Below are 21870 nucleotides of genomic sequence, written 5' to 3'. Positions count from 1 at the left end.
GACTGTTAAATATATACTTTTTTTATTACTTGATTTTAAACCTTAGTCCGGCGTAGTACATCTGTCCAAAAACCGGAGCATATACAATAGATGTATCAAAATACTGGCCAAAAGGGTCATCTACCCCAACAATAGCCTTATTTTGCCTATAATTACCAATATTCTCCCCTCCTACATATACCTCAAACACACTTGAGAAGGTTCTTGTAACTTGGGCATTCATTAGCGAGAAAGCCGGAGCATAATCCCCCATTCGGTACTGAACAGGGTTACTACCCGTATATGGCAGACGTTGTTTACCCATCCAATTATAGGTAAAGTCAAACTTCCATTGCTTACCACCTTCGGCAATATGGGTTTCATAAGCTAAGTTGGTAAAGAAGCGGTGTTTTGCCTGTAATGGTTTATCCTGTGCACCCGAAAGGTAGTCGGTTTGAATATCGTAGTACTTGTATGCTGTACGGATATTAAAATGACGGGTAATTTCATAGTTCAGCTCTACCTGCAGGCTATTAGCATACGACTTACCGTCTAGATTATAAAACAATACCTGTTGCGGACTGGCATACAAATCGACCACTGCCTGATTTTGGAAATCGGTTCTGTAAAAATCGACAACAAACTCGGCATTTCTGTTAAACAGAGGGAATCCCTGTACAAAGCTCAAGCCGTAGTTCCATGCAATTTCAGGATCCAATCCATACACTTTACCCCCTGAGTTAAGGATACTCATTACCCTAGAGCTACCAAACAGCGATTGATTTTCGGCAAAAATATTAGCTGCCCTTTTCCCGCGTCCAAATGATGCTCTTACCGTTGCCTTATCCCACGGATTATATTTTAAGTGCATTCTTGGTGTTAAAAATGCGCCTAAACGATTATGGTAATCAAACCTACCTCCGGCAACTATACTAAAGTTTCGGGTATTATCATAAGTATACTCAAAAAAAGCACCCACACTGTTATCAATACGACTATGGTCTATAGTATTTACAAACTCTCCATAATTATCGTAAGTAACATTAAGACCTGTAGAAAATTTGTTTAGAGTATTACTTATTATCGAACTGAATATCAAATTAGAGTAAAAACTCTTCTGGTCTATATCATACTGATTAAACCCAAAGTAAGAATCCTGATTATGCCAGTTAAAAGCCGTTTGCCAACCAATGCTCTGGTAAGGCATATCGGGGAAAACATACCCAAGTTTGGTAGAGATATCCAGTTTATCGGTATTTATCTCGGCACCCCAGTGATTAGTAGTAAACTTATCGGTATCCGGATCAAAATCAACCTCACCGGTTTGTTTCTCATCCCTCATATAACGAAGGTTAATAAAACTTATCCATCCGGTTTCAGGATTATTGTACTGCCAGCGGTTCATTACATTGATTTGCTTTGCCAACGGATTATCTAAAAACCCATCGTCGTTCATATCGTTTTTAGACACCCTTGTATTACCGTGAACAAAAAGACTACTGCTCCAGTGATCGTTTAGTTTTTTATTGAAATGAGTATTCAGTTCAAAACGCCCACCCTGCGAACCATATGCATTTAAAAAGAACGGAATATCCATAGCAGGCTTTAACAGCTCGTAGTTGATCTGTCCTGATATACTCTCATAACCGTTAATAACAGGACCTGCACCTTTGGTTATCTGGATACTCTCTACCCATGTACCCGGTATGAATGATAATCCATATGCCTGTGAGGCACCACGAACAGAAGGAATATTCTCTTCAGATATTAACAGGTACGGACTGGTAAGTCCCAGCATTTTAATTTGCCTGTTTCCTGTAAGGGCATCAGAGAAGTTTACATCAATAGAAGGATTGGTTTCAAAACTCTCGGCTATATTACAACAAGCCGCTTTAAGCAACTCACCGGAGCTCATATTAACAACATTAGCTGCCGATGCGCTTGTACGCTTTAGACTTTTTCTTGTTTTATCTATCACCACATTATCAAGCTCACTCTCTTTAGATGGTTTAAGCGAGTGACTTATAAAATCAGGAGATGAAACAGTAAGCGTATCGGTAGTATAACCAATATAGCTCACCAATAGTTTATTGTATTCCGTTTTGTAAGGGATTTCAAAAGTACCGTTAGCTTCTGTAGAGGCGCTAACGTTTGTATTAAGCCAGTAAAGGCTGGCTCCCGGTAGCGGCTGGTTGTTTTCATCAAGCACCTTACCGCTTAGCTTATCCTGTGCCTGTACCATAATGGTGCACAGCAAAGCCGTGTAAAATAATATATTACGCATAAAAATATTTTAATGTTAACGAGTAGCATTCCCCATTACAGGGACATCAAACTGAAAAACATTAAAATCAGGCGTATAGAATGTATTGACAATAGAGCTTAAAGAGCGGGGGCGCATTGGCCTCGCAGTAAAAGGAAGTATTTATCTGTTTTACAAAAGGAGTTTTGTAAGCAACATCAATTGGTTGCCAGGTATCGGCAACATAAAAAGCACCAAGATCAAGCTGAAGTGATTTTACAAGTATATTATCACTCTTATCATGAGGTTTTACAACGTCATTCTTACAGCATTTTTTACCGGTTTCGGTTTTCATGACACAACAACCCTTGTCCTCTTTTTGGGTATTAGCCATGCATGGCTCATCCAGTTTATAGGCAAGCGTAACCGATGCTATCTCTCCGTGGCAATAATGTACATTAAGCGCAAACCCCGTGTTAGACATTAACAGGAGTGCAGCCAAAAGTATGTTTATGTGCCTTTTAAGTTTCATTGTGCCACAAATTTATACATTTAATTTAAAGTGGTATCACCCCACCCTCTGTTAAAACGCAAAATGTGTGAATTTTATATTTTTTAACACAAAAAAAACATAAGCCAGAATGTTTTAATAAATAATTTTGTATTAAATAATATACACTATGACATTTGAAGAGTTAAAACCGAAAGTTACAGATATACTGCACCATGACAACACTTTAAGAGATGAGAAACTATTACAGCTTTGCCATCTTTTAAAAGACAATATTGATTATTATGACTGGGTAGGCTTTTATTTCAGGAACGGAGACAAGGAAGAACTTTTACTGGGACCTTATGCCGGCGAACCTACAGATCATACCGTTATCCCTTTTGGTAAAGGTATTTGCGGGCAGGTAGCAGTTTCTAACGAAAACTTTGTGGTACCCGATGTAACTGCACAGAACAATTATATTGCCTGCAGTATTACAGTAAAATCAGAAGTGGTGGTTCCGCTTTTTGTAGATGGAAAGAACATAGGCCAGATAGACATTGACTCTAACGTACTGGATGCTTTTAGCGAACTGGATGAGCGTTTCCTGGAATTTGTAAACGAACAGGTAGCCAAGTTATTCTAACTTACTGATTACCTGATAAACTAAGTAGCTTTTAAAGTTATTTAGCAAAGTATTGCGGATATTAAAATATTGATTACCTTTGCACCCAATCGGGATAGGCCCGTTACATAAAAATTATTTAAACAAATATTGGCATGTACTTAACTAAAGAAGTAAAAGAGCAAATCTTTACAAAACACGGTAAATCTGCAACTGATACAGGAACTGCAGAAGGACAGATTGCGTTATTCACATTCAGAATTAACCACTTAACTGAGCACTTAAAAAAGAATCGTCACGATTTTAACACTGAGCGTTCTCTTGTTAAGCTGGTAGGTAAAAGAAGAAGTCTTCTAGATTACCTTAAGAAGAAAGAGATTAACAGATACCGTGAGATTATCAAAGAATTAAACATCAGAAAATAATCGAGATGAAAAGAGGCGCCTGCGCGCCTCTTTTTGTTTTTATATATTTTGCATAAAAAAAGTTTTGGTTTTTCATTGGGGTTTAAACAACTACACACAACAACTACACAACTACAACGTACCCATTGTTTAATCAAAGAAATGGATTTATGATTCCAAATGTAACAAGAGAAATTATCGATCTTGGAGATGGAAGAAGCATCTCGATCGAAACGGGGAAACTAGCAAAACAGGCAGATGGTTCTGTAGTAGTACAAATGGGCAATGCCATGCTGCTAGCAACTGTAGTTTCCGCAAAAACTGCCGCTCCGGGCATTGACTTTTTACCGTTAACGGTAGATTATCGTGAAAAATTTGCGGCCGCGGGCCGTTTTCCGGGCGGATTCTTTAAACGTGAAGCAAGACCAAGTGACGCAGAGGTATTAACCATGAGGTTAGTAGACCGTGTACTTCGTCCGCTTTTCCCGGATGATTACCACGCTGAAACGCAGGTAATGATTCAACTTATGTCTCACGACGAAAACGTAATGCCTGATGCACTTGCAGGTCTTGCAGCTTCTGCTGCACTTGCAGTATCAGACTTACCTTTCCACACACTTATCTCAGAAGTTCGTGTAGCACGTGTAGATGGTAAATTTATCATCAACCCAAGCAGAGAACAACTGGAGCAGTCTGACATCGATATGATGATTGGTGCTTCAAGCGACTCTATCGCAATGGTTGAAGGTGAAATGAAAGAGATATCTGAAAAAGAAATGGTGGAGGCAATTAAATTTGCTCACGATGCCATTAAAGCTCAGATAGCTGCTCAGGAAAAACTTAAAGCTGCCATAGGCAAAGAAATCAGAACTTACGAAGAGGAAGCTACTGATGCCGATGTTGAGAAAAAAGTATACGACCTTTCATACGACAAGTATTTTGCTGTTGCTAAGGAAAGTTCTTCTAAACAGGAACGTTCTGAGAAATTCAGCGTTATTAAGGAAGAGGTTCTTGCTGCCTTTACAGAAGAGGAGCAACTTGAACTTGCCGACCTGATTAGCAAATACATTTACAAGTCGCAAAAAGAAGCTGTAAGAAACGTAATCCTTGATTTAGGCGTACGTCTTGACGGAAGAAAAACAAACGAGATACGCCCTATTTGGTGTGAAGTGGACTACCTACCTTCAACACACGGTTCAGCTATATTCACAAGAGGTGAAACTCAGGCACTGGCAACAGTTACCCTAGGTACATCACGTGAGGCTAACGTTATCGACCTACCGTCTGAGCAGGGAGAAGAGAACTTCTACCTACACTACAACTTCCCTCCTTTCTCTACCGGTGAAGCAAAACCGCTAAGAGGAACTTCAAGAAGAGAAGTTGGTCACGGTAACCTTGCACAACGTGCACTTAAAAACATGCTTACAGACGAGAACCCATACACTGTTCGTGTAGTATCTGAAGTACTTGAATCTAACGGTTCATCTTCTATGGCTACTGTATGTGCAGGTACACTTGCCCTTATGGATGCAGGTGTTAAAATTGCAAAACCGGTATCTGGTATTGCAATGGGATTAATCTCTGACGATAAAACAGGCAGATGGGCTGTACTTTCAGACATCCTTGGTGATGAAGATCACTTAGGTGACATGGACTTTAAAGTTACAGGTACTGCCGATGGTATTACTGCATGCCAGATGGATATCAAGATTGAAGGACTTAACTACGAAATCATGGAGCAGGCTCTTGAGCAGGCTCGCGAAGGTCGTCTTCATATCCTTGATAAACTTACTGAAGTTATTAGCCAGCCAAGAGAAACTGTTAAGAAACATGCTCCTAAAATTGTTAAGGTTACCATACCTGGTGCATTTATTGGTGCTCTTATCGGTCCTGGCGGAAAAGTTATCCAGGAACTTCAAAAAGCTACAGGTACAACTATCGTTATTAACGAGGTTGACGAGCAGGGTGAAGTTGAAATTCTTGGTACTGATCCGGACGGAATGCAGGCTGTACTTAGCAAAATCGACTCTATCATATTCAAACCACAGGTGGGCGAAACTTACAGCGTAAAAGTTGTAAAAATGCTTGACTTTGGTGCAGTAGTAGAGTACGTTCAGGCTCCGGGTAACGAAGTACTGTTACACGTATCTGAATTAGCATGGGAACGTACAGAAAATGTTTCTGACGTTGTTAATATGGGTGACGTGTTTGATGTGAAATACATTGGTATCGATCCTAAAACCAGAAAAGAGAAAGTTTCAAGAAAAGCATTATTACCAAGACCTCCAAGAGATGAGAATCGTCCGCCAAGAGACGAGAACCGTGCTCCAAGAGAGAACAGAGGACCTCGCCCTAACAGGGATAATAACAGAGGACCAAGAAATAATGACAAAGACGGTAATAAGGAAGCTTAATATTTTATAAGGTTAATTCATAAAAACCCTGCTATATAGCAGGGTTTTTTATTTAACTTAGCGTTTTGTTTCTATAATATGTCATCAAAAAAAGCAGCAGCCACAAGGCTTAACATACTACAAAAAGCATTTGAGCTGGTTTACCAAAACGGTTACCGCACCACCAGTGTAGACGAGATTATCGCAACCACACAGGTAACTAAAGGTGCTTTTTTTTATCATTTTAAAAATAAGGACGAAATGGGACTTGCCATGATAAACGAGGTTATGCAACCCGGCATGCGCAAATCACTTATAGAAGCACTACCTAATAACGGCAACCCGGTTGAGGAAATTTACAACATGATGGAATCCCTCCTGCTTAAAGATCCGTTTTTTATTATAAAATACGGCTGCCCTGCTATAAATATGGTGGAAGAAATGGCATCATACAATGAGGCTTTTAATAAAGCGCTTTCCCAACTGGTCATACAATGGGAAGAAGCCATAACCACTACCCTGGAAAACGGAAAAGCTATTGGAAAGATAAATAGTAATACCAACTCAAAAGAAGCGGCACAGTACATTATATCAGGCTATGGAGGAATAAGAAACCTAGGAAAAATTCACGGAAAACCAAGCTATATAAGCTATTTATCACAGTTCAAAAAATATCTCAACACCTTGAAATAATTTTTTTACCCAAAAACATACTAATTAGTATGTTTTTATTATTTTTGCCCTGTCAATCATCAATCAAAACACAGTTATGTATTCATTTTTACTCCCCGTCCACTCGGTTTTCAGGTGGGCTGTAGTTTTTAGTCTAATCTATGCCATAATTATTTCGGCAAAGGGTTACTTCGGCAAAACCGCCTTTACCAAAACCAGCAATTCCATAAGGCACTCGACTGCTACCATTGCACACATACAGCTTATTACCGGAATAATACTGTATGTAAAAAGTCCGTTTGTAAAACAGTTTTTCGCCACAGCAAACAATACAGGTGAAACCCTGTTCTTTGGGATCATTCACATATTGCTAATGTTATTAGCAATTGTTTTAACCACTATAGGTTCGGCAAAATCAAAAAGAGAAAAAACAGACGAAACAAAATTTAAAACCATGCTGATATGGTTTAGCCTAGCCGCCCTGCTAATATTATTAGCAATACCCTGGCCTTTCTCACCTCTCGCTAACCGACCTCTAATCCGCTTTTAATTATGAAAAAAATACTTAAAACTAATGTTGGAAGACTGAGATTAATAGGCTTTCTGGAAGGTACATCGTTACTTGTGTTACTGTTTGTAGCTACTCCCTTAAAGCACTTTTACGGTTACCCACATCTGTCAACCACACTTGGAACCATACATGGAGCATTGTTTCTTTTATTTGTATTTAACACCCTAAGCGTAGGCGTGGAACAACAATGGCAGTTTAAAGTCACCACCTGGAAAGTTCTGCTCGCCTGTATCATTCCGTTTGGCACATTTTATATAGATAAAACGATCCTTAAAAAAATCGAATTATAATTTTAAAAAAGCCCTGCTATGCTATGTAGCAGGGCTTATAATTTTAAACTAAGCCAGTACAGTACCCTTGCTAAAAAATAACAGGCATCGAGAAAAAATAAAGAATGTTGCCACAGCCTGCACAAAAAAACAAGCATTTTACTAACCGTTAAAAAACCTGTTCCGTTTAATATCCTTTCCCTGTCTTATTAACCATGCATGATAACAACTGGGAACATCGTGTGTCCAGCGCGGAAGGAACAGAATAATAAGATAGACGTCCAAATGAGATATAAGAGCAAAAGCCACAGCTAGTGTAAATGTCCAGCCTGCATAACCGAAACCTAATATCCCAAAAAAAGCAACAAAAAGAGTTAAGCCCCATATTTTGGAAAGAAAGGCATGCGTACAGGTTTCCTTTCCAAATTTTAAAATACTAAACAAATAAGTAAGACCTTCCATCACAAATATCATAATAACGGCATATTTATTATGTATCACAATACCGGGATTAAGTAACCAGGCACACCATCCGGCAGAGAGCCAGAAAAGTAAATCTGTCTGGCTATCCATTCTCCTCAATTTCTCTGTTGAAACTCCAGTATTCCTAGCCACTATACCATCAAATATATCCGACAAAATACCTAACAGTAATAAAATAACTAAAGGGAGCCGGGCATCATCTTCATAAACATAAGCCAACGCAATCATTACAGGAGCTAGAAGAAATCGAAAACCAATCAATAAATACGGTACATTTTTCATAATAAGCTGATTAAAAGTTCAGCTCAAAACTATTGTGTATATTGCAATTAACTTTGCGGTAATAAATTAAAAAGCAAATAGTATTTGCGATTTTCACAAATGAATAATCAGGATAAACTTTTAAAAACCATAAGACAGCACAGCCAGTCGGCATCATTTATAGACGAGATTGCTTCTATACTCAATATTAGCTATGATGCTGCACACAGGAGAATATCCCAAAAAAGCAAGTTTAGTATTGACCAAACAATAGCACTATGCAGTCATTATGCCATATCAATGGATACCCTGTTCAGTAACAGCAGTAAGGTAGTCGTAGAAAAAACAGCCGAAATAAAAAACATGGCAAACCTAACCGACTACTTTAAAGACTCGGCACAAAAACTGGAAGCTTACAAAAACTACACTGATTCGGTTATGTATTATTCGGCAAAGGATATTCCGTTATTCCACACCATTAGCGGAACATTACTCTCCAAGTTTAAGCTCTATGTATGGCTTGATCTTCTTAGCGGACAGCAACACGAAAAGTTTGAGAATTTTACCGTTAGCGGTTCGTTGCTTGAACACAGTCAAAAACTTAACAACGTATACAAAAATGTAGAGGTAAAAGAGATTTGGAACGACACTACTATAAACAGCACCATACAACAGATATATTACTTTTTTCAGTCGGGACTATTAACACTGGCTAACGCTATGCTTATTTGTAACGACCTTAAAGCCATACTTAATGAAGTTGAGCAGAAATGTTCCAAAAATGATTCGGGTTATCATTTGTACTATAACGAACTGCTTTTACTAAACAACAACGTACTGTTATCATCGGTAAAACAAAAATCACTGTTTATACCCTACACCATGTTAGGATACTTTATTACGGGAGATAGTGATACCTGCCAAAGCACAGAAGATTACTTTAACTATCAAATAAAAAACTCAAAATCACTTAACCAGTCGGGTACACGCGACCGTAAACTGTTCTTTAACCGAATGCACCAAAAAATAGATTTCTACATTCAGCGTATGAACAGCGAACTGGATTACAACTTCTAAAACACACAACCATGCAAACCGATTTAACTTACAGGGAAGCATTAATTACCGATATTCCGCAAATACAATATGTAAGGCATGCTGTTAAGGAGAATACTCTCTCTAACCCCGAATTGGTTAAAGACAGCGATGTGGAAGATTATATTACCCGTCGCGGTAAAGGCTGGGTTGCCATAGCAAACAATACTATTGTGGGGTTTGCTATAGTAAGCACAGCAGATAATAACGTATGGTCATTGTTCATTTTACCGAAATTTGAAAACAAAGGCATCGGCAAAACCCTTCATAATATAATGATGGACTGGTATTTTTCACAAACGCAGGAAACCATTTGGCTTAGTACCGGTACAGGCACACGTGCCGAAACATTTTACCGCCTTAAAGGATGGGAAGATGCCGGGGCTTATGGCACTCAGGAAATTAAATTCATAATGACTTATAGTAAATGGAAAAAAAAACAGTAATCATAAAGTAAAAATCCCTGCAATGCAGGGATTTTTACTTTATGATCTAGAAATTAACTTTCTCTAATCGTAATTCGGTAGCTTTCGTCTCATCGTCAAAATTTTCAACCAGTAACATATATCCTTTTTTGGCGCTAGTAGCAAAAATAGTACTAGTCTCAGTCTTCAGGTTAAGAGTCTGCCTTTTAAACTCACCGTCTGAATAGGATATTATACCATATAAGGTTGTTTTCTTTCTGTTTTTAGAGTTTTTCTCATTATCATTAAGAAAGAAAAGATATTCATCATCTCCCAAATCCTGATAATCCATAAAATCAAACAATCCATATCTCTTTATAGTAGACGAATATGCATTGGTATTAGAAAATTTATTTCTGAACTTCTCAATTTCAAAACACTGGGAAACAGAAAAATCTTCGGCAAGTTCAAACAAATACATATTATTGGTAATAATTGGTTTATTCAAAAAGGTTTCACCAACTGCTATAACCTTACCGTTATCAAGCATAAGCATATTGTGTATATACATTTTGCCTTCTTTTTTTACAACCCCGTTTTTATTTATTGTTATACTCTTATTGTTTAGTAAATTCTCCCACAACAAATATTTCTTATCCAAAAGCTCTCCGGTTTCCTTGTCAAAAACAAACTTGTAAAGTCCTTTGCCTTTCGAATCATGAACAAAACCTTCTTTAGTTTTTTCAGACATGTTGCCCATCACATAAATCCTGTCATCCTTTATAGCACAATCTACTATCCTATATGTATAATCATCTTTAGGAAAAGGTACTTCTTTTATCAGGTTACCATTTTCAGAATTTATGAAAGTAACAGATAACTCATTAAGATACTTAGTAACGCTACTATTTTTTAGATAATGATTAAGCATCACAATTACTTCATTATCTGAATTAAGATAGCTTAAGGTAGTCAACTTTTTTGCTTTTATCTGATCATACTTAAAAGTCCACAATTCATTAAGGTCATCATCATAACGTACTAATCTTCTATCTGTCACCCCCTGTTTTTTATTCATTGTTTTAGAGTGAGCCATAAGTCCTACCCCGTTATAAAAAGTTATTTCTTCAGACTGGTTACTTGCAACATTGGAATGCTTACGATCAAATTCAGGGTTTTTAACTAAGGTATTTTTGTTATATATAAAAGGGTCACTTAACTCATTTGATGCAATATCAAGTATTCTATATCTTTTAAAATATTCTTCTCCCGCTATATCGTCTGCAAACCCAATAAGTAACTTACGCCCTTCCAAAACCACTTCAACATTAATTTTTTTAGCTGTAAAAAACCACGACTCATATTTCATTTCAGTGATAAAGCCATTAGTAACCTTAGTAAGATTCTCATCAAGAAGTACGTACTCCAGCTGATAGGTTTCCTTTGCCACTTTATCTGTTTCATAAAGCAGGAAGTACCCCCTGGTATTGTTGTGCTTATCTTTAATTTCAGCAGATGAATAAAACTTTCCTCGTGATAACTTACCCAAATCGGCAACCTGTCCGTATGTAAGCGATAAAACAAAAAACAAAATCAGTAAAAAACGATATTTCATGTTTAGGATTTAAAATTGTTTATAATAGTTTCCAAATCGGTCATTTTTATATTGCTTATAAAGCTAATAAACCTGTTAAGGCTTTTGGTGTTATTCAGGTTGTCGTGTTTAGGCACATACCTGTTTATGGTATAATTTTTTCGGGAATCATATATCTTAACAAGATTAAGATATATGATGTTTTTAAGCACGGGATCTTGCAGCTCATACTTATATAACTTCAACGCCTCATATAGTGATATACCATAATCCTGGGCCGAAAACATATTGAAAAGATTTTGATATACGCTGTTCCTTTTTATTTCTTCAAAACCTGTAGAACTAGCCGTACTGCTTTCAATAAACTTGTTATCAAGATAATCTTTAATGAGCGTTATACGTGTAGAGCAATCAGGATGTGACTTGAGTGAATCAGCATTAAACCTTTCATCTTTTGTATATGTTTGAAATAAACTTTCTTCCTGTTCAAAATAGCGTTGTTTAACCACAAAACCTCCCTTTTCAAAAATCTTTTTATAGTCCTCCACAACAAGAGAGTCTTTCTCAGTATCTGATACATCAAGCTTTTGAAGCAAGGATATAGCTGCCGCAGGGCTACGCTTGGTTTGCCTGTAAAAAACCAAACCTATAGAGTCGGCCTCAATCTCCTTTTCCCTTCGCTCACTATAACTCTGGTAGCGTATGTTTTTAAGTAAATTAGTCGCCATAGAGGCTTTATTATATTTTTGCTTTTTTATCTCCTTAGTCTTTTTAATCATTTCTTCAGAAGTGGATAAACGGGCATAAGCCTCTACATCCTTCTTTAAATGATCAAGAAACTGGTGCCCTATTTCATGACAAATCACAAAAACCAATTCATCTTCGTTATCAACAGCAAGAAAAAGTCCGTAGTTAACCACAACTGTACCATCGCCGGTATTATAAGCATTAACCTGAGGATCTTTTGACAACAGTATACGGTATATACCCTTATCAATACTGTTACTTGTAAGTATTTCATTCATAAGACCATTCAGGTAGCTATTAATATCACCGTCACAAATAAAATTATTATCATCAATCTTTTCTATAAAGTCTTCCTGTAAGCCTCCATATATCTCTTTGATGATATTTTTTTGTGCAGATGTTTCATACTCCCTGCTATTATTGATATTCTTAAACTTTTTTACATACTCAACTTTAAGCTTGGTAGCACAGGTATGAGATAAAGTATCAAGAGGTGAGAATGAAGTTTGCCCTTCAGCATAAAAAAAAGAAAAGAAAAATAAGAGTAGTAAACTGTGTTTCATAATGGTAAGGCTATAATAAAGTTCTCAAAAATACATTTTTTAACACAACAAAATAACTATAAATCAAAAAAAATGTTAAAAAACATATTACCCAAATAAAAAAGAAAAAGCAGCCCTCTTGCCAGATAAAAATTATTGCCCGAAATTTAGATTCGTAAAACAAACCAAAACCTTTATGGCAGATACAGCTCAATTTCTAAACACCATTACTAAAGGATATACCACAAAAGGCGACGCTATAACACTGGGAACAGCTATGCTTAACGGCGAACCTGTAGAGGGGGCTTATGTAAATGTTCCGCTAAAAACATTAAACAGGCACGGACTTATTGCCGGGGCTACCGGTACGGGTAAAACCAAAACCCTTCAAATCCTGTCAGAACACCTTTCCAACAACGGCATACCTGTATTGATGATGGATATAAAAGGAGACCTTAGCGGTATTGCCAAACCGGGGGAAGAAAAAAGCTTTATTACCGAAAGGCATGCCAAAATAGGACTTCCGTATGAAGCTAAAGGTTTTCCGGTTGAACTGATGAGCCTTTCCAAACAACATGGTGTAAGGCTTAGATCAACGGTTTCAGAATTTGGTCCTGTTTTGTTTTCAAGGGTTTTGGATCTTAACGATACCCAAACCGGGATTATGAGTGTTATCTTCAAATACTGTGACGATAACAACATGCCTTTACTGGATTTAAAGGATATTAAAAAAGTACTGCAGTATATAACCGATGAAGGTAAAGAAGAGATTGAAAAGGAATACGGACGCATATCTACGGCTTCAACGGGAGCGATACTCCGCAAAATAATTGAACTGGAACAGCAGGATGCCAACCTGTTTTTTGGCGAACTATCCTTTGAGATTGACGATCTTATGCGCATAGACAGCGAAGGCAAAGGCTATGTAAACATTATGAGGTTAACCGATATACAGGATAAACCGAAGTTGTTCTCAACCTTTATGCTCTCGTTACTGGCTGAGATTTATAACCAAATGCCCGAAAAAGGCGATGCCGACAGACCGGAACTGGTAATTTTTATAGACGAGGCACACCTTATTTTTGACGAGGCCAGTAAAACACTACTGGATCAGATAGAGACTATAGTAAAACTTATACGTTCTAAAGGTGTAGGACTGTTTTTTGTAACACAAAACCCTGCCGATGTTCCTAACGGTGTATTGAGCCAGCTGGGATTAAAGGTACAGCACGCCCTGCGCGCCTTTACTGCTACCGACCGTAAAGCCATTAAACTAACAGCCGAGAACTACCCTATCTCGGATTTTTATGATACTGATGAAGTGATTACGCAACTGGGTACCGGGGAAGCACTCATTACTGCACTTAACGAAAAGGGCATCCCTACCCCGCTTGCCGCTACTATGCTGCGTGCCCCTATGAGCCGAATGGACATACTTACAGAAGAGGAAATAAGCGAAATAAACAATAGCTCCAAGCTGGTTAAAAAATATGCCGAGGAAATAGACCGCGAAAGTGCCTGTGAGATACTTACCAAAAAAATTGAATTAATCACCGCACAACAACAGCAGGAAGGACAGCAAAAAGCTAAAGAGAAAGCCCGCAGGCAAACTACCCGAAGCTCACGAACAACTTCTACAAGCAGCACACTGGAAAAACAAATCATCAAAACGGTTACCAGTGCTACTTTTATTAGAGGAGTTTTTGGGGTATTGAATAAAATGTTCAAATAAAAAAAACACAAAACATTAACAATAAGCTAATTAAAAATAATTTCAAATTTTCTGTAACTTTTTTGCAACTCATTACGTATAACTATCTCAACACATAACTCAGAGGAGATTTTAGATGAGACAGCTTAAGATTACCAAGCAGGTTACCAACAGGGAAACTGCTTCATTAGACAAGTACCTACAGGAGATTGGAAAAGTAGATTTGATCACTGCAGATGAAGAGGTAGAGTTAGCACAACGTATTAAAGCCGGAGACCAGAGAGCACTTGAAAAACTTACAAAAGCCAACCTGCGTTTCGTTGTATCGGTTGCAAAACAATATCAAAACCAGGGATTAACACTTCCCGATTTAATTAACGAAGGAAATTTAGGACTTATTAAAGCTGCACAGCGTTTTGACGAAACCCGTGGTTTTAAATTCATTTCATATGCCGTATGGTGGATTCGTCAGTCAATATTACAGGCACTTGCAGAACAGTCCCGTATTGTTCGTTTACCACTTAACAAAATTGGTTCCATAAACAAGATCAATAAAATGTATGCTTTGCTTGAGCAAAGTAACGAGCGTGCCCCTTCTGCCGAAGAGATCGCTAAAGAACTTGACATGACAGTAAACGACGTAAAAGAGAGTATGAAAAACTCAGGTCGTCACCTGTCTATGGATGCACCACTTGTTGAAGGTGAAGATTCTAACTTATACGACGTTCTTCGTTCGGGAGAATCTCCAAATCCTGACCGTGAGCTTATTCACGAATCACTTCGCACAGAGATTGAAAGGGCTCTTGAAACCCTTACTCCGCGTGAAGCCGATGTGGTACGCCTTTATTTTGGCCTGGGTGACCAGCACCCTATGACACTTGAAGAAATTGGCGAAACTTTTGACCTTACCCGTGAGCGTGTACGCCAAATTAAGGAGAAGGCTATCAGAAGATTAAAACATACTTCAAGAAGCAAAATCCTTAAGACTTACTTAGGATAATCGTAAAAAGCCAAAAAAGAGCTTCCAAAATTCGCTTTTTTAGATTAAATTTGTATTTTGGCACTCCAAAATTTTGACTTTCAACATGAATAAAAATATTTAAGACACTTACAGTTCAATAACTGTTCGTTTTTTGATTGATGATTGAACTCCGGCTGATTACCGGAGTTTTTTTTTACACATACTTTAAATTTCCTGCTCAAAAATTATCATTTATCCACAATAACATGACTTTGCAAAGGTTACGCTACGCATTTTAAAAACTTTGCGCTTATATTTGCATAAATTCATACTCTAACAATAATGAAAAATACATTAATTGCACCATCTGTGCTTTCGGCTGATTTTGCCAACCTGCAACGTGACATCGAAATGATTAACAACAGTGATGCCGACTGGTTTCACATAGACATTATGGATGGCGTTTTTGTGCCTAACATTTCTTTTGGTATGCCGGTTTTAGAGGCTATTACACGCCATGCTAAAAAAACTATAGATGTGCACCTTATGATTGTAAACCCAGACCAGTACATTAAAACATTTGCTGCTCTTGGTGCTACAAACCTAACCGTTCATTATGAAGCATGTACTCACCTGCACCGTACCCTACAGGCAATTAAAGCCGAAGGTATGAAAGCCGGTATTGCTGTAAATCCACACACTAACGTAGCGCTTTTAGAAGATGTTATTAAAGATACTGATGTGGTTTGTATGATGAGCGTTAACCCTGGTTTTGGCGGACAGTCTTTCATTGAAAACACTTACAACAAAATCAAACAGCTTAAAGAAATTATCGTAAAACACAATGCTCCTACCATTATTGAGGTTGATGGTGGTGTAAACGATAAAAACGCCAAGTTACTTGTTGAAGCAGGTGCTGATGTACTTGTTGCCGGAAACTTTGTATTTAAGTCGGAAAACCCTACGCAAACTATTACCGATCTTAAAAAGCTTACATCGTTTTAATTTAATTACATATATACACTAATCTCAAAACCGCATCTATGAGACAGTATCTATTAACCATCCTGATGGTATCGGGGGTGGCATCGTTTGCCCAAAAAACACCCTATACCACCTCAGGCAAAAAAGTAACGGTATACAATACCGTTAAGGAAACAAACCAAAGGCTAACACCGGCACGGGGTACTATTTCGTTTAGCGAAAAGAAACAACCACTGGAAACAGAAGTATCTGTATTTGTAGATCCAACCCACACTTTTCAAAGCGTAATGGGTTTTGGTGGCGCTATTACCGATGCATCTGCCGAAGTATTTGCCAAACTGCCTAAAGAAACACAAAAACAGCTTCTTGAAGCATATTACGACAAAGAAAAAGGTATTGGGTACAATCTTGCCCGTACTACCATTCACAGTTGTGATTTTGCCAGCGAAAGCTACACTTATGTAAAAGAAGGCGACAAGGAACTAAAGTCTTTCAACATAAGCCACGATAAAAAATATCGTATTCCGCTTATTAAAAAGGCTATTGAAGCTGCCGGAGGAGAACTTACACTTTATGCTTCTCCATGGAGTCCACCTGCCTTTATGAAAAGTAACGGCAGTATGCTAAAAGGCGGTAAATTACTACCTGAATTCTATCAAAGCTGGGCTACTTACTACACTAAATTTATCGCTGCTTACGAGAAGGAAGGAATCCCTATTTGGGGGATTACTATCCAAAATGAGCCTATGGCAACCCAAAAATGGGAGTCTTGTATTTACACTGGCGAAGAAGAGCGTGATTTCCTTAAAAACTATTTAGGTCCTACAATGCATAAAGCAGGCTATGCCGACAAAAAAATCATTGCCTGGGACCACAACCGCGATATGCTGTTCCAAAGAGCTGCAACGGTACTTAACGATCCTGAGGCGGCAAAATACCTTTGGGGCATAGGCTATCACTGGTATGAAACATGGAATGGTAGTTTGCAAATGTTCAATAACCTTAAACTGGTTCACGAAACTTTCCCTGAAACCAACCTTATTTTTACCGAAGGCTGTAAAGAACAGTTTAAACTGGAAAAAATAAACGACTGGAAACTGGGAGAATTATACGGACACAACCTTATCAATGACTTTAACAGCGGCACAACAGCATGGACCGACTGGAACATTCTTCTTGATGAAACGGGAGGACCTAACCACGTTATGAACCTGTGCTTTGCACCTGTACACGCAAATACCAAAACAGGTGAGCTTATGTTTACCAATGAGTATTACTATATAGGTCATTTCTCAAAATTTGTTCAAAAAGGAGCTAAAAGGATTGCCTGCTCTACAAGCCGTAGTGCTATAGAGGCTACTGCTTTCCTTAACCCTGACGGAAAAACTGTGGTAATTGTAATGAACCGTGGTGAAGAGAAAGTAAACTATTTCCTTTGGATAAACGGTCAGGCTACAGAAGTAGAAAGTGCTCCGCATTCAATACAGACACTTGTTTTCTAAATCCTGAATAAAAAATATAAAAAAGCCTCCCGTTGGGAGGCTTTTTTCGTTTATAACCACTGTGTCCTAAATCCCCCCTTATAATGACGTTTAAACCTTCCTTTTACAATAACACTACCTCCTAACTTTGTAATATCAAAAGGGAAAAGCTTTTAAGTAATAATAATTATTATATCGTTTTCACAAACCGTAATAAACTAATATTCATAACTTTATAAAACCAACTACAAAATCAACCAAGATGAAAAATCTGATTAAAGTACAGGCACTTAACATTGATTTGGCCACTTTATTATTAAGGCTAATCTTCGGCGGAATGTTTGTTTATTATGGTTATATGAAAGTAGCAAATTATGAGGCATTCGCACCAATGTTTCAGGATTTTATAGGAATAGGAGCCAAACTGTCTTTTAACCTGGTAATTTTTGCCGAACTGGTATGTGGTTTCTTTATCCTTATAGGACTGTTAACCCGTTTTTCGGTAATACCGGTATTTATAACTATGATAATAGCCTTTTTTGTAGCACATGCCGGTGACGGATTTGACGCAAAAGCTATTGCCTTTGTGTATATGCTACTATGTATAGTGATTTTCATTCTCGGTAGCGGAAAATATTCGGCCGATGCCGTTCTTTTTGGTAAAGATTCAACCCCTTCAGATGAATAACCATTAATCAATCATAAACTTAAAATCAGCTATGAGAAAACTAAAGCTTCAGGTACAAATGTCTATTGACGGATATATTGCAGGTCCAAACGGTGAAATGGACTGGATGGTTTGGAACTGGGATCAGCAACTTAAAGACTATGTTACCGCTCTAACAAAACCTGTTGATACTATTGTACTGGGCAGAAAACTTGCCGAAGGTTTTATTGCACATTGGGAAAGCCAGTACAATAATCCTGAAACGAAAGAAGAAGCTCGTGATTTTCACCAAATCTCTAAAGTAGTATTTACTAACACCATTAAGGATAACCCGTGGAATAACACATCTCTGGCTCACAACCTTACCGATGATATTAAAAAATTAAAAGAATCAAACGGTAGTGACATCATAGCTTATGGCGGCGGAACTTTTGTTTCTTCTCTTATCAAAAAAGGACTTATAGATGAGTTTTTCCTGTTTGTAAACCCAATTGCTTTAGGCAAAGGCATGCCTATTTTTGAAGAGCTTACCGACAGGCAAAGTTTAAAACTTGTAGAGAGTAAAACTTTTGACTGCGGAATCACCCTATTGCATTACACCAAATAATATAACTTAACAATCAATCAACATGAAAATAATTAAACGAATACTAATAGTACTTCTTGTAATAATTGCTATCCCTTTTATACTGGCAATTTTCATTAACAAAGAATATAGAGTGGAAAGACAAATTACCATTAACAAACCTCAGGCAGAAGTTTTTGATTATGTATCACATCTTAAAAACATGGACGAATACAGTGTATGGATGAAAGATCCAAACATGAAAACCAAGTTTACAGGCTATGATGGCTATAAAGGGTTTATTTATGGCTGGGACGGAAATGAAGATGTAGGTGAAGGCGAACTGGAAATAACCGACATAAAAATCAACGAACACCTTGATATGGATCTTCGCTTTATAAGGCCTTTTGAAAGTGAAGCCAAAGTATACATGACAACTGAAAATTCAGGAAATAACAGTACAGATGTACATTGGGTTATGCAGGGCACCAACTCCTATCCTATGAACTTTATGAACCTGATGATGGATAACATGATAGGTAAAGATCTTGATGCCAATCTACAGAATATCAAATCTAATCTGGAAAAACAATAAAAATCAATCATAAAATGAGAGCAGTTAATCCTTATTTAAATTTTAACGGTAATACCGAGGAAGCATTCAACTTCTACAAAGCGGTATTTGGCGGAGAGTTTGTAACCGTTATACGTTTTGGCGAAACTCCGGGGTGTGAGAGCATGCCCGAAACTGAAAAAAATGGCATTATGCATATTGCCCTTCCATTAGGCAGCAGCTTACTAATGGGCACCGATGTACCTAAATCTATGGAGCAGGTAAAGTTTGGGACTAATAGCTCCATAACCATTGATGCAGAAAGCCGTGAAGAAGCCGACAGGTATTTTAACGGGCTTGCAGAAGATGGTAAAGTAGGAATGCCTATGGACGATATGTTTTGGGACGCCTATTATGGTATGCTAACCGATAAGTTCGGGGTACAGTGGATGATTAATTTCCAAAATCAATAATTAATTAAAACAGTCGGTTATCCGGCTGTTTTAATTTTAAAAAAATACTTAACTAAAAGAAATAACATGGAGACAATCATAAGTCAACTGGAAAAATCATTTAATGAAACAACTCAACTTCTTTCTGAATTCAACCAGGAAGAGATAAATACTATTCCTTTTAAGGACAGCTGGACAGCTGCTCAGGTTGGCTGTCACTTACTGAAATCAGGAACAGATAATATCCTAACCGAGTCTACACATCCCGTAGATGGTGCTCCCGATGAAAATATTGAAAACCTGAAAAAGCTTTTTCTGAATTTTGAAAATAAAATGCAGGCTCCTGATTTTATAATCCCTGAAGATAAAATATATAATAAGCAAGAATTAATCACTTCCTTAAAAGAGCTTAGTAGAAAAACCATTGAGGCAGCGCATAAAAGTAATCTTTCTCAAACAACATCACTACCCGACATTCATCCGTTAAAAGAAATGTCAAAACTGGAAATGATACATTTTTTAACCTATCATACCATGAGGCATAACAATCAGATTAGAAACATCAGGGCAAGCCTTAATGTTTAAAGTTTATCATTTTGCTTACCATATCATACAGTTCAGGTAATTTTTGCCTGAACTCATTTGGTGTTTCAAAAAAGTACTCTAATATAACCGCTATGAACTCAAACTGATTGGTATAAGCGTATAATCTGAAATAATCGGCCTGCGCAAGTTTCTCCCTATTAGCCGGCTTGCTTAAGTATTTCATAATGTTATCAAGCATATCCCTATACAATACAGAAGCTGTACCTACTGTCTTTTTACGAAGTGAACTAAAATGAAGAGCATGAGCAAACTCATGCAATCCTAAATTCAGGTTATCATTATCATACTCTATACCTTCCATAAAATGACGCCATGAGAACACTACAGCACCTACAGCCGGATTAAATTCCCCTTTATGATACTCCTGAGTTGAAAGAGATAAAAAAGTATCAGGATAAACTATTATTGTTTGAAATACATCTGTAAGATACTGTCGCATTCCAAACGTAAGCATCACACTTGTAGCGGCAATTCTTATTTTCATAGCATCGGTAACCTCTAATCCTTCTCTACCTACAAAATCATAGTATTCAATAAAAGCATGTACTCTGTGCCTAAAGTATTTTTTCCTTGCCGGAGAAAGATTCCTGTAGAACCTAAACTCTTTATTTAGTATTGACTGAGCTTCTGTAGGGATCTCATTGGTAAACAGGTACCAATGTACATACACAGGCTTATCAAACATAAGCATATAGGCCGGCTCAATAAGCACATTAAATGCCAGAAAAAGAAAAAACAAAGCTATGGCTATACATAAAAGCCCAACAAATAGTTCCAAAATACAATACGGGTTTACAGTTGCAAAATACTATTTTAAATTACATAAGAGTATAAAAAAACTGCTATCCTACATGTGCACAATAATGGCCATGAGGATAGCAGGGTTCAAACATAAACAATTCTATTTATGTTGTATATAAATTTAATTCTTTTTTAAGCCTTATCTCCTTTAACGATAATAAACTCAGATCTTCTGTTTTGAGCATATTGCTCTTCACTGCAGTTTTCTTTACAGTCAACCTTAGGCTCACTCTCACCATACCCCTGTCCGGAGATACGCTCTTTAGCAATACCTTTTGAGATGACATACTGAACTGTAGCCTTAGCCCTTTTGTTAGA

24 protein-coding genes are annotated in these 21870 nt (G+C 37.5%); 17 read left to right on the top strand and 7 right to left on the bottom strand.

What is annotated here, in order from left to right:
- Window positions 1–25: 25 nt before the first annotated feature.
- Window positions 26–2263, bottom strand: a complete 2238-nt coding sequence (locus V3Z67_RS16355) for a TonB-dependent receptor (protein ID WP_330444338.1) — start codon at window positions 2261–2263, stop codon at window positions 26–28.
- Between the two features lie 67 nt (window positions 2264–2330).
- On the bottom strand, window positions 2331–2753 hold the full coding sequence (locus V3Z67_RS16350; protein ID WP_330444337.1) for an HYC_CC_PP family protein: 423 nt from the start codon (window positions 2751–2753) through the stop codon (window positions 2331–2333).
- A 148-nt stretch (window positions 2754–2901) separates the two neighbouring features.
- On the opposite strand from V3Z67_RS16350, the gene V3Z67_RS16345 reads away from it, so the two are divergent.
- The 6 genes from V3Z67_RS16345 to V3Z67_RS16320 all read left to right on the top strand — a co-directional run bounded on the left by V3Z67_RS16345 (window position 2902) and on the right by V3Z67_RS16320 (window position 7666).
- Window positions 2902–3357 (top strand): GAF domain-containing protein, encoded by a 456-nt coding sequence (locus tag V3Z67_RS16345; protein WP_330444336.1) that lies wholly within the window; start codon window positions 2902–2904, stop codon window positions 3355–3357.
- A gap of 134 nt (window positions 3358–3491) precedes the next feature.
- Window positions 3492–3761, top strand: a complete 270-nt coding sequence (gene rpsO / locus V3Z67_RS16340) for a 30S ribosomal protein S15 (RefSeq protein WP_035135916.1) — start codon at window positions 3492–3494, stop codon at window positions 3759–3761.
- Window positions 3762–3910: 149 nt separating this feature from the next.
- A complete protein-coding gene (locus V3Z67_RS16335) occupies window positions 3911–6154 on the top strand; it encodes a polyribonucleotide nucleotidyltransferase (protein ID WP_330444335.1) in 2244 nt (747 codons plus the stop codon).
- A 78-nt stretch (window positions 6155–6232) separates the two neighbouring features.
- Window positions 6233–6826 (top strand): TetR/AcrR family transcriptional regulator, encoded by a 594-nt coding sequence (locus V3Z67_RS16330; RefSeq protein ID WP_330444334.1) that lies wholly within the window; start codon window positions 6233–6235, stop codon window positions 6824–6826.
- 76 nt (window positions 6827–6902) lie between these two features.
- Window positions 6903–7355 (top strand): hypothetical protein, encoded by a 453-nt coding sequence (locus V3Z67_RS16325; RefSeq protein ID WP_330444333.1) that lies wholly within the window; start codon window positions 6903–6905, stop codon window positions 7353–7355.
- Between the two features lie 2 nt (window positions 7356–7357).
- Entirely contained in the window at window positions 7358–7666 is a 309-nt protein-coding gene (locus tag V3Z67_RS16320) for a DUF3817 domain-containing protein (protein WP_330444332.1), read from the top strand.
- A 141-nt stretch (window positions 7667–7807) separates the two neighbouring features.
- On the opposite strand, the gene V3Z67_RS16315 is transcribed toward V3Z67_RS16320, so the two are convergent.
- Window positions 7808–8410, bottom strand: coding sequence for a CDP-alcohol phosphatidyltransferase family protein (locus V3Z67_RS16315; RefSeq protein ID WP_330444331.1), 603 nt, complete (start codon window positions 8408–8410; stop codon window positions 7808–7810).
- An 84-nt stretch (window positions 8411–8494) separates the two neighbouring features.
- Here V3Z67_RS16315 and V3Z67_RS16310 point away from each other — a divergent pair, with 84 nt between their 5' ends.
- Together V3Z67_RS16310 and V3Z67_RS16305 are read left to right on the top strand one after the other, a co-directional pair.
- Entirely contained in the window at window positions 8495–9466 is a 972-nt protein-coding gene (locus V3Z67_RS16310; protein ID WP_330444330.1) for a hypothetical protein, read from the top strand.
- Window positions 9467–9477: 11 nt separating this feature from the next.
- Window positions 9478–9930 (top strand): GNAT family N-acetyltransferase, encoded by a 453-nt coding sequence (locus V3Z67_RS16305; protein ID WP_330444329.1) that lies wholly within the window; start codon window positions 9478–9480, stop codon window positions 9928–9930.
- Window positions 9931–9976: 46 nt separating this feature from the next.
- On the opposite strand, the gene V3Z67_RS16300 is transcribed toward V3Z67_RS16305, so the two are convergent.
- Both V3Z67_RS16300 and V3Z67_RS16295 read right to left on the bottom strand, forming a co-directional pair.
- Window positions 9977–11503, bottom strand: a complete 1527-nt coding sequence (locus V3Z67_RS16300; protein WP_330444328.1) for a DUF6770 family protein — start codon at window positions 11501–11503, stop codon at window positions 9977–9979.
- 2 nt (window positions 11504–11505) lie between these two features.
- Window positions 11506–12792 (bottom strand): M48 family metallopeptidase, encoded by a 1287-nt coding sequence (locus V3Z67_RS16295; RefSeq protein ID WP_330444327.1) that lies wholly within the window; start codon window positions 12790–12792, stop codon window positions 11506–11508.
- 175 nt (window positions 12793–12967) lie between these two features.
- Between V3Z67_RS16295 and V3Z67_RS16290 the strand changes: the two genes are divergently transcribed.
- The 9 genes from V3Z67_RS16290 (at window position 12968) to V3Z67_RS16250 (ending at window position 20730) form a co-directional block, all read left to right on the top strand.
- Window positions 12968–14503, top strand: a complete 1536-nt coding sequence (locus V3Z67_RS16290; RefSeq protein WP_330444326.1) for a helicase HerA-like domain-containing protein — start codon at window positions 12968–12970, stop codon at window positions 14501–14503.
- 115 nt (window positions 14504–14618) lie between these two features.
- Window positions 14619–15482: a sigma-70 family RNA polymerase sigma factor gene (locus V3Z67_RS16285; protein WP_020212501.1), complete on the top strand. Its 864-nt coding sequence runs from the start codon at window positions 14619–14621 to the stop codon at window positions 15480–15482.
- A 303-nt stretch (window positions 15483–15785) separates the two neighbouring features.
- Entirely contained in the window at window positions 15786–16448 is a 663-nt protein-coding gene (gene rpe / locus V3Z67_RS16280) for a ribulose-phosphate 3-epimerase (protein ID WP_330444325.1), read from the top strand.
- A gap of 38 nt (window positions 16449–16486) precedes the next feature.
- The gene (locus V3Z67_RS16275; protein ID WP_330444324.1) at window positions 16487–17929 is read left to right on the top strand and encodes a glycoside hydrolase family 30 protein; all 1443 of its coding nucleotides are present in this window, start codon (window positions 16487–16489) and stop codon (window positions 17927–17929) included.
- 241 nt (window positions 17930–18170) lie between these two features.
- On the top strand, window positions 18171–18596 hold the full coding sequence (locus V3Z67_RS16270) for a DoxX family protein (protein ID WP_330444323.1): 426 nt from the start codon (window positions 18171–18173) through the stop codon (window positions 18594–18596).
- 31 nt (window positions 18597–18627) lie between these two features.
- Window positions 18628–19182 carry a dihydrofolate reductase family protein gene (locus tag V3Z67_RS16265; RefSeq protein WP_330444322.1) on the top strand — a complete coding sequence of 185 codons (555 nt, stop codon included), beginning with the start codon at window positions 18628–18630 and terminating at the stop codon, window positions 19180–19182.
- Between the two features lie 22 nt (window positions 19183–19204).
- Window positions 19205–19735 (top strand): SRPBCC family protein, encoded by a 531-nt coding sequence (locus tag V3Z67_RS16260; protein WP_330444321.1) that lies wholly within the window; start codon window positions 19205–19207, stop codon window positions 19733–19735.
- Between the two features lie 14 nt (window positions 19736–19749).
- Window positions 19750–20166, top strand: coding sequence for a VOC family protein (locus tag V3Z67_RS16255; RefSeq protein ID WP_330444320.1), 417 nt, complete (start codon window positions 19750–19752; stop codon window positions 20164–20166).
- 66 nt (window positions 20167–20232) lie between these two features.
- Window positions 20233–20730: a DinB family protein gene (locus V3Z67_RS16250; protein WP_330444319.1), complete on the top strand. Its 498-nt coding sequence runs from the start codon at window positions 20233–20235 to the stop codon at window positions 20728–20730.
- Here the strand turns inward: V3Z67_RS16250 and V3Z67_RS16245 are convergent.
- Complete coding sequence (locus tag V3Z67_RS16245) at window positions 20720–21529, bottom strand: zinc-dependent peptidase (RefSeq protein ID WP_330444318.1); 810 nt, start codon at window positions 21527–21529, stop codon at window positions 20720–20722. The genes V3Z67_RS16250 and V3Z67_RS16245 overlap by 11 nt on opposite strands.
- A gap of 155 nt (window positions 21530–21684) precedes the next feature.
- Window positions 21685–21870, bottom strand: a 186-nt coding sequence (locus V3Z67_RS16240) for an OmpA family protein (protein WP_330444317.1), incomplete at its 5' end; no start/stop codon positions are given.

Origin of the sequence: Flavobacterium sp. C4GT6, assembly GCF_036347315.1 — a bacterium.
Classification (GTDB): Bacteria; Bacteroidota; Bacteroidia; order Flavobacteriales; family Flavobacteriaceae; genus Flavobacterium.
This window is presented reverse-complemented; position numbering and strand designations above follow the sequence as displayed.

Coding starts and splice junctions, on each gene's coding strand:
- V3Z67_RS16275 (WP_330444324.1), top strand. CDS start 16,487: ATGAGACAGTATCTATTAACCATCCTGATGGTATCGGGGGTGGCATCG.
- V3Z67_RS16315 (WP_330444331.1), bottom strand. CDS start 8,410: ATGAAAAATGTACCGTATTTATTGATTGGTTTTCGATTTCTTCTAGCT.
- V3Z67_RS16250 (WP_330444319.1), top strand. CDS start 20,233: ATGGAGACAATCATAAGTCAACTGGAAAAATCATTTAATGAAACAACT.
- V3Z67_RS16290 (WP_330444326.1), top strand. CDS start 12,968: ATGGCAGATACAGCTCAATTTCTAAACACCATTACTAAAGGATATACC.
- V3Z67_RS16345 (WP_330444336.1), top strand. CDS start 2,902: ATGACATTTGAAGAGTTAAAACCGAAAGTTACAGATATACTGCACCAT.
- V3Z67_RS16265 (WP_330444322.1), top strand. CDS start 18,628: ATGAGAAAACTAAAGCTTCAGGTACAAATGTCTATTGACGGATATATT.
- V3Z67_RS16335 (WP_330444335.1), top strand. CDS start 3,911: ATGATTCCAAATGTAACAAGAGAAATTATCGATCTTGGAGATGGAAGA.
- V3Z67_RS16300 (WP_330444328.1), bottom strand. CDS start 11,503: ATGAAATATCGTTTTTTACTGATTTTGTTTTTTGTTTTATCGCTTACA.
- V3Z67_RS16305 (WP_330444329.1), top strand. CDS start 9,478: ATGCAAACCGATTTAACTTACAGGGAAGCATTAATTACCGATATTCCG.
- rpsO (WP_035135916.1), top strand. CDS start 3,492: ATGTACTTAACTAAAGAAGTAAAAGAGCAAATCTTTACAAAACACGGT.
- V3Z67_RS16260 (WP_330444321.1), top strand. CDS start 19,205: ATGAAAATAATTAAACGAATACTAATAGTACTTCTTGTAATAATTGCT.
- V3Z67_RS16270 (WP_330444323.1), top strand. CDS start 18,171: ATGAAAAATCTGATTAAAGTACAGGCACTTAACATTGATTTGGCCACT.
- rpe (WP_330444325.1), top strand. CDS start 15,786: ATGAAAAATACATTAATTGCACCATCTGTGCTTTCGGCTGATTTTGCC.
- V3Z67_RS16320 (WP_330444332.1), top strand. CDS start 7,358: ATGAAAAAAATACTTAAAACTAATGTTGGAAGACTGAGATTAATAGGC.
- V3Z67_RS16285 (WP_020212501.1), top strand. CDS start 14,619: ATGAGACAGCTTAAGATTACCAAGCAGGTTACCAACAGGGAAACTGCT.
- V3Z67_RS16255 (WP_330444320.1), top strand. CDS start 19,750: ATGAGAGCAGTTAATCCTTATTTAAATTTTAACGGTAATACCGAGGAA.
- V3Z67_RS16330 (WP_330444334.1), top strand. CDS start 6,233: ATGTCATCAAAAAAAGCAGCAGCCACAAGGCTTAACATACTACAAAAA.
- V3Z67_RS16325 (WP_330444333.1), top strand. CDS start 6,903: ATGTATTCATTTTTACTCCCCGTCCACTCGGTTTTCAGGTGGGCTGTA.
- V3Z67_RS16295 (WP_330444327.1), bottom strand. CDS start 12,792: ATGAAACACAGTTTACTACTCTTATTTTTCTTTTCTTTTTTTTATGCT.
- V3Z67_RS16355 (WP_330444338.1), bottom strand. CDS start 2,263: ATGCGTAATATATTATTTTACACGGCTTTGCTGTGCACCATTATGGTA.
- V3Z67_RS16350 (WP_330444337.1), bottom strand. CDS start 2,753: ATGAAACTTAAAAGGCACATAAACATACTTTTGGCTGCACTCCTGTTA.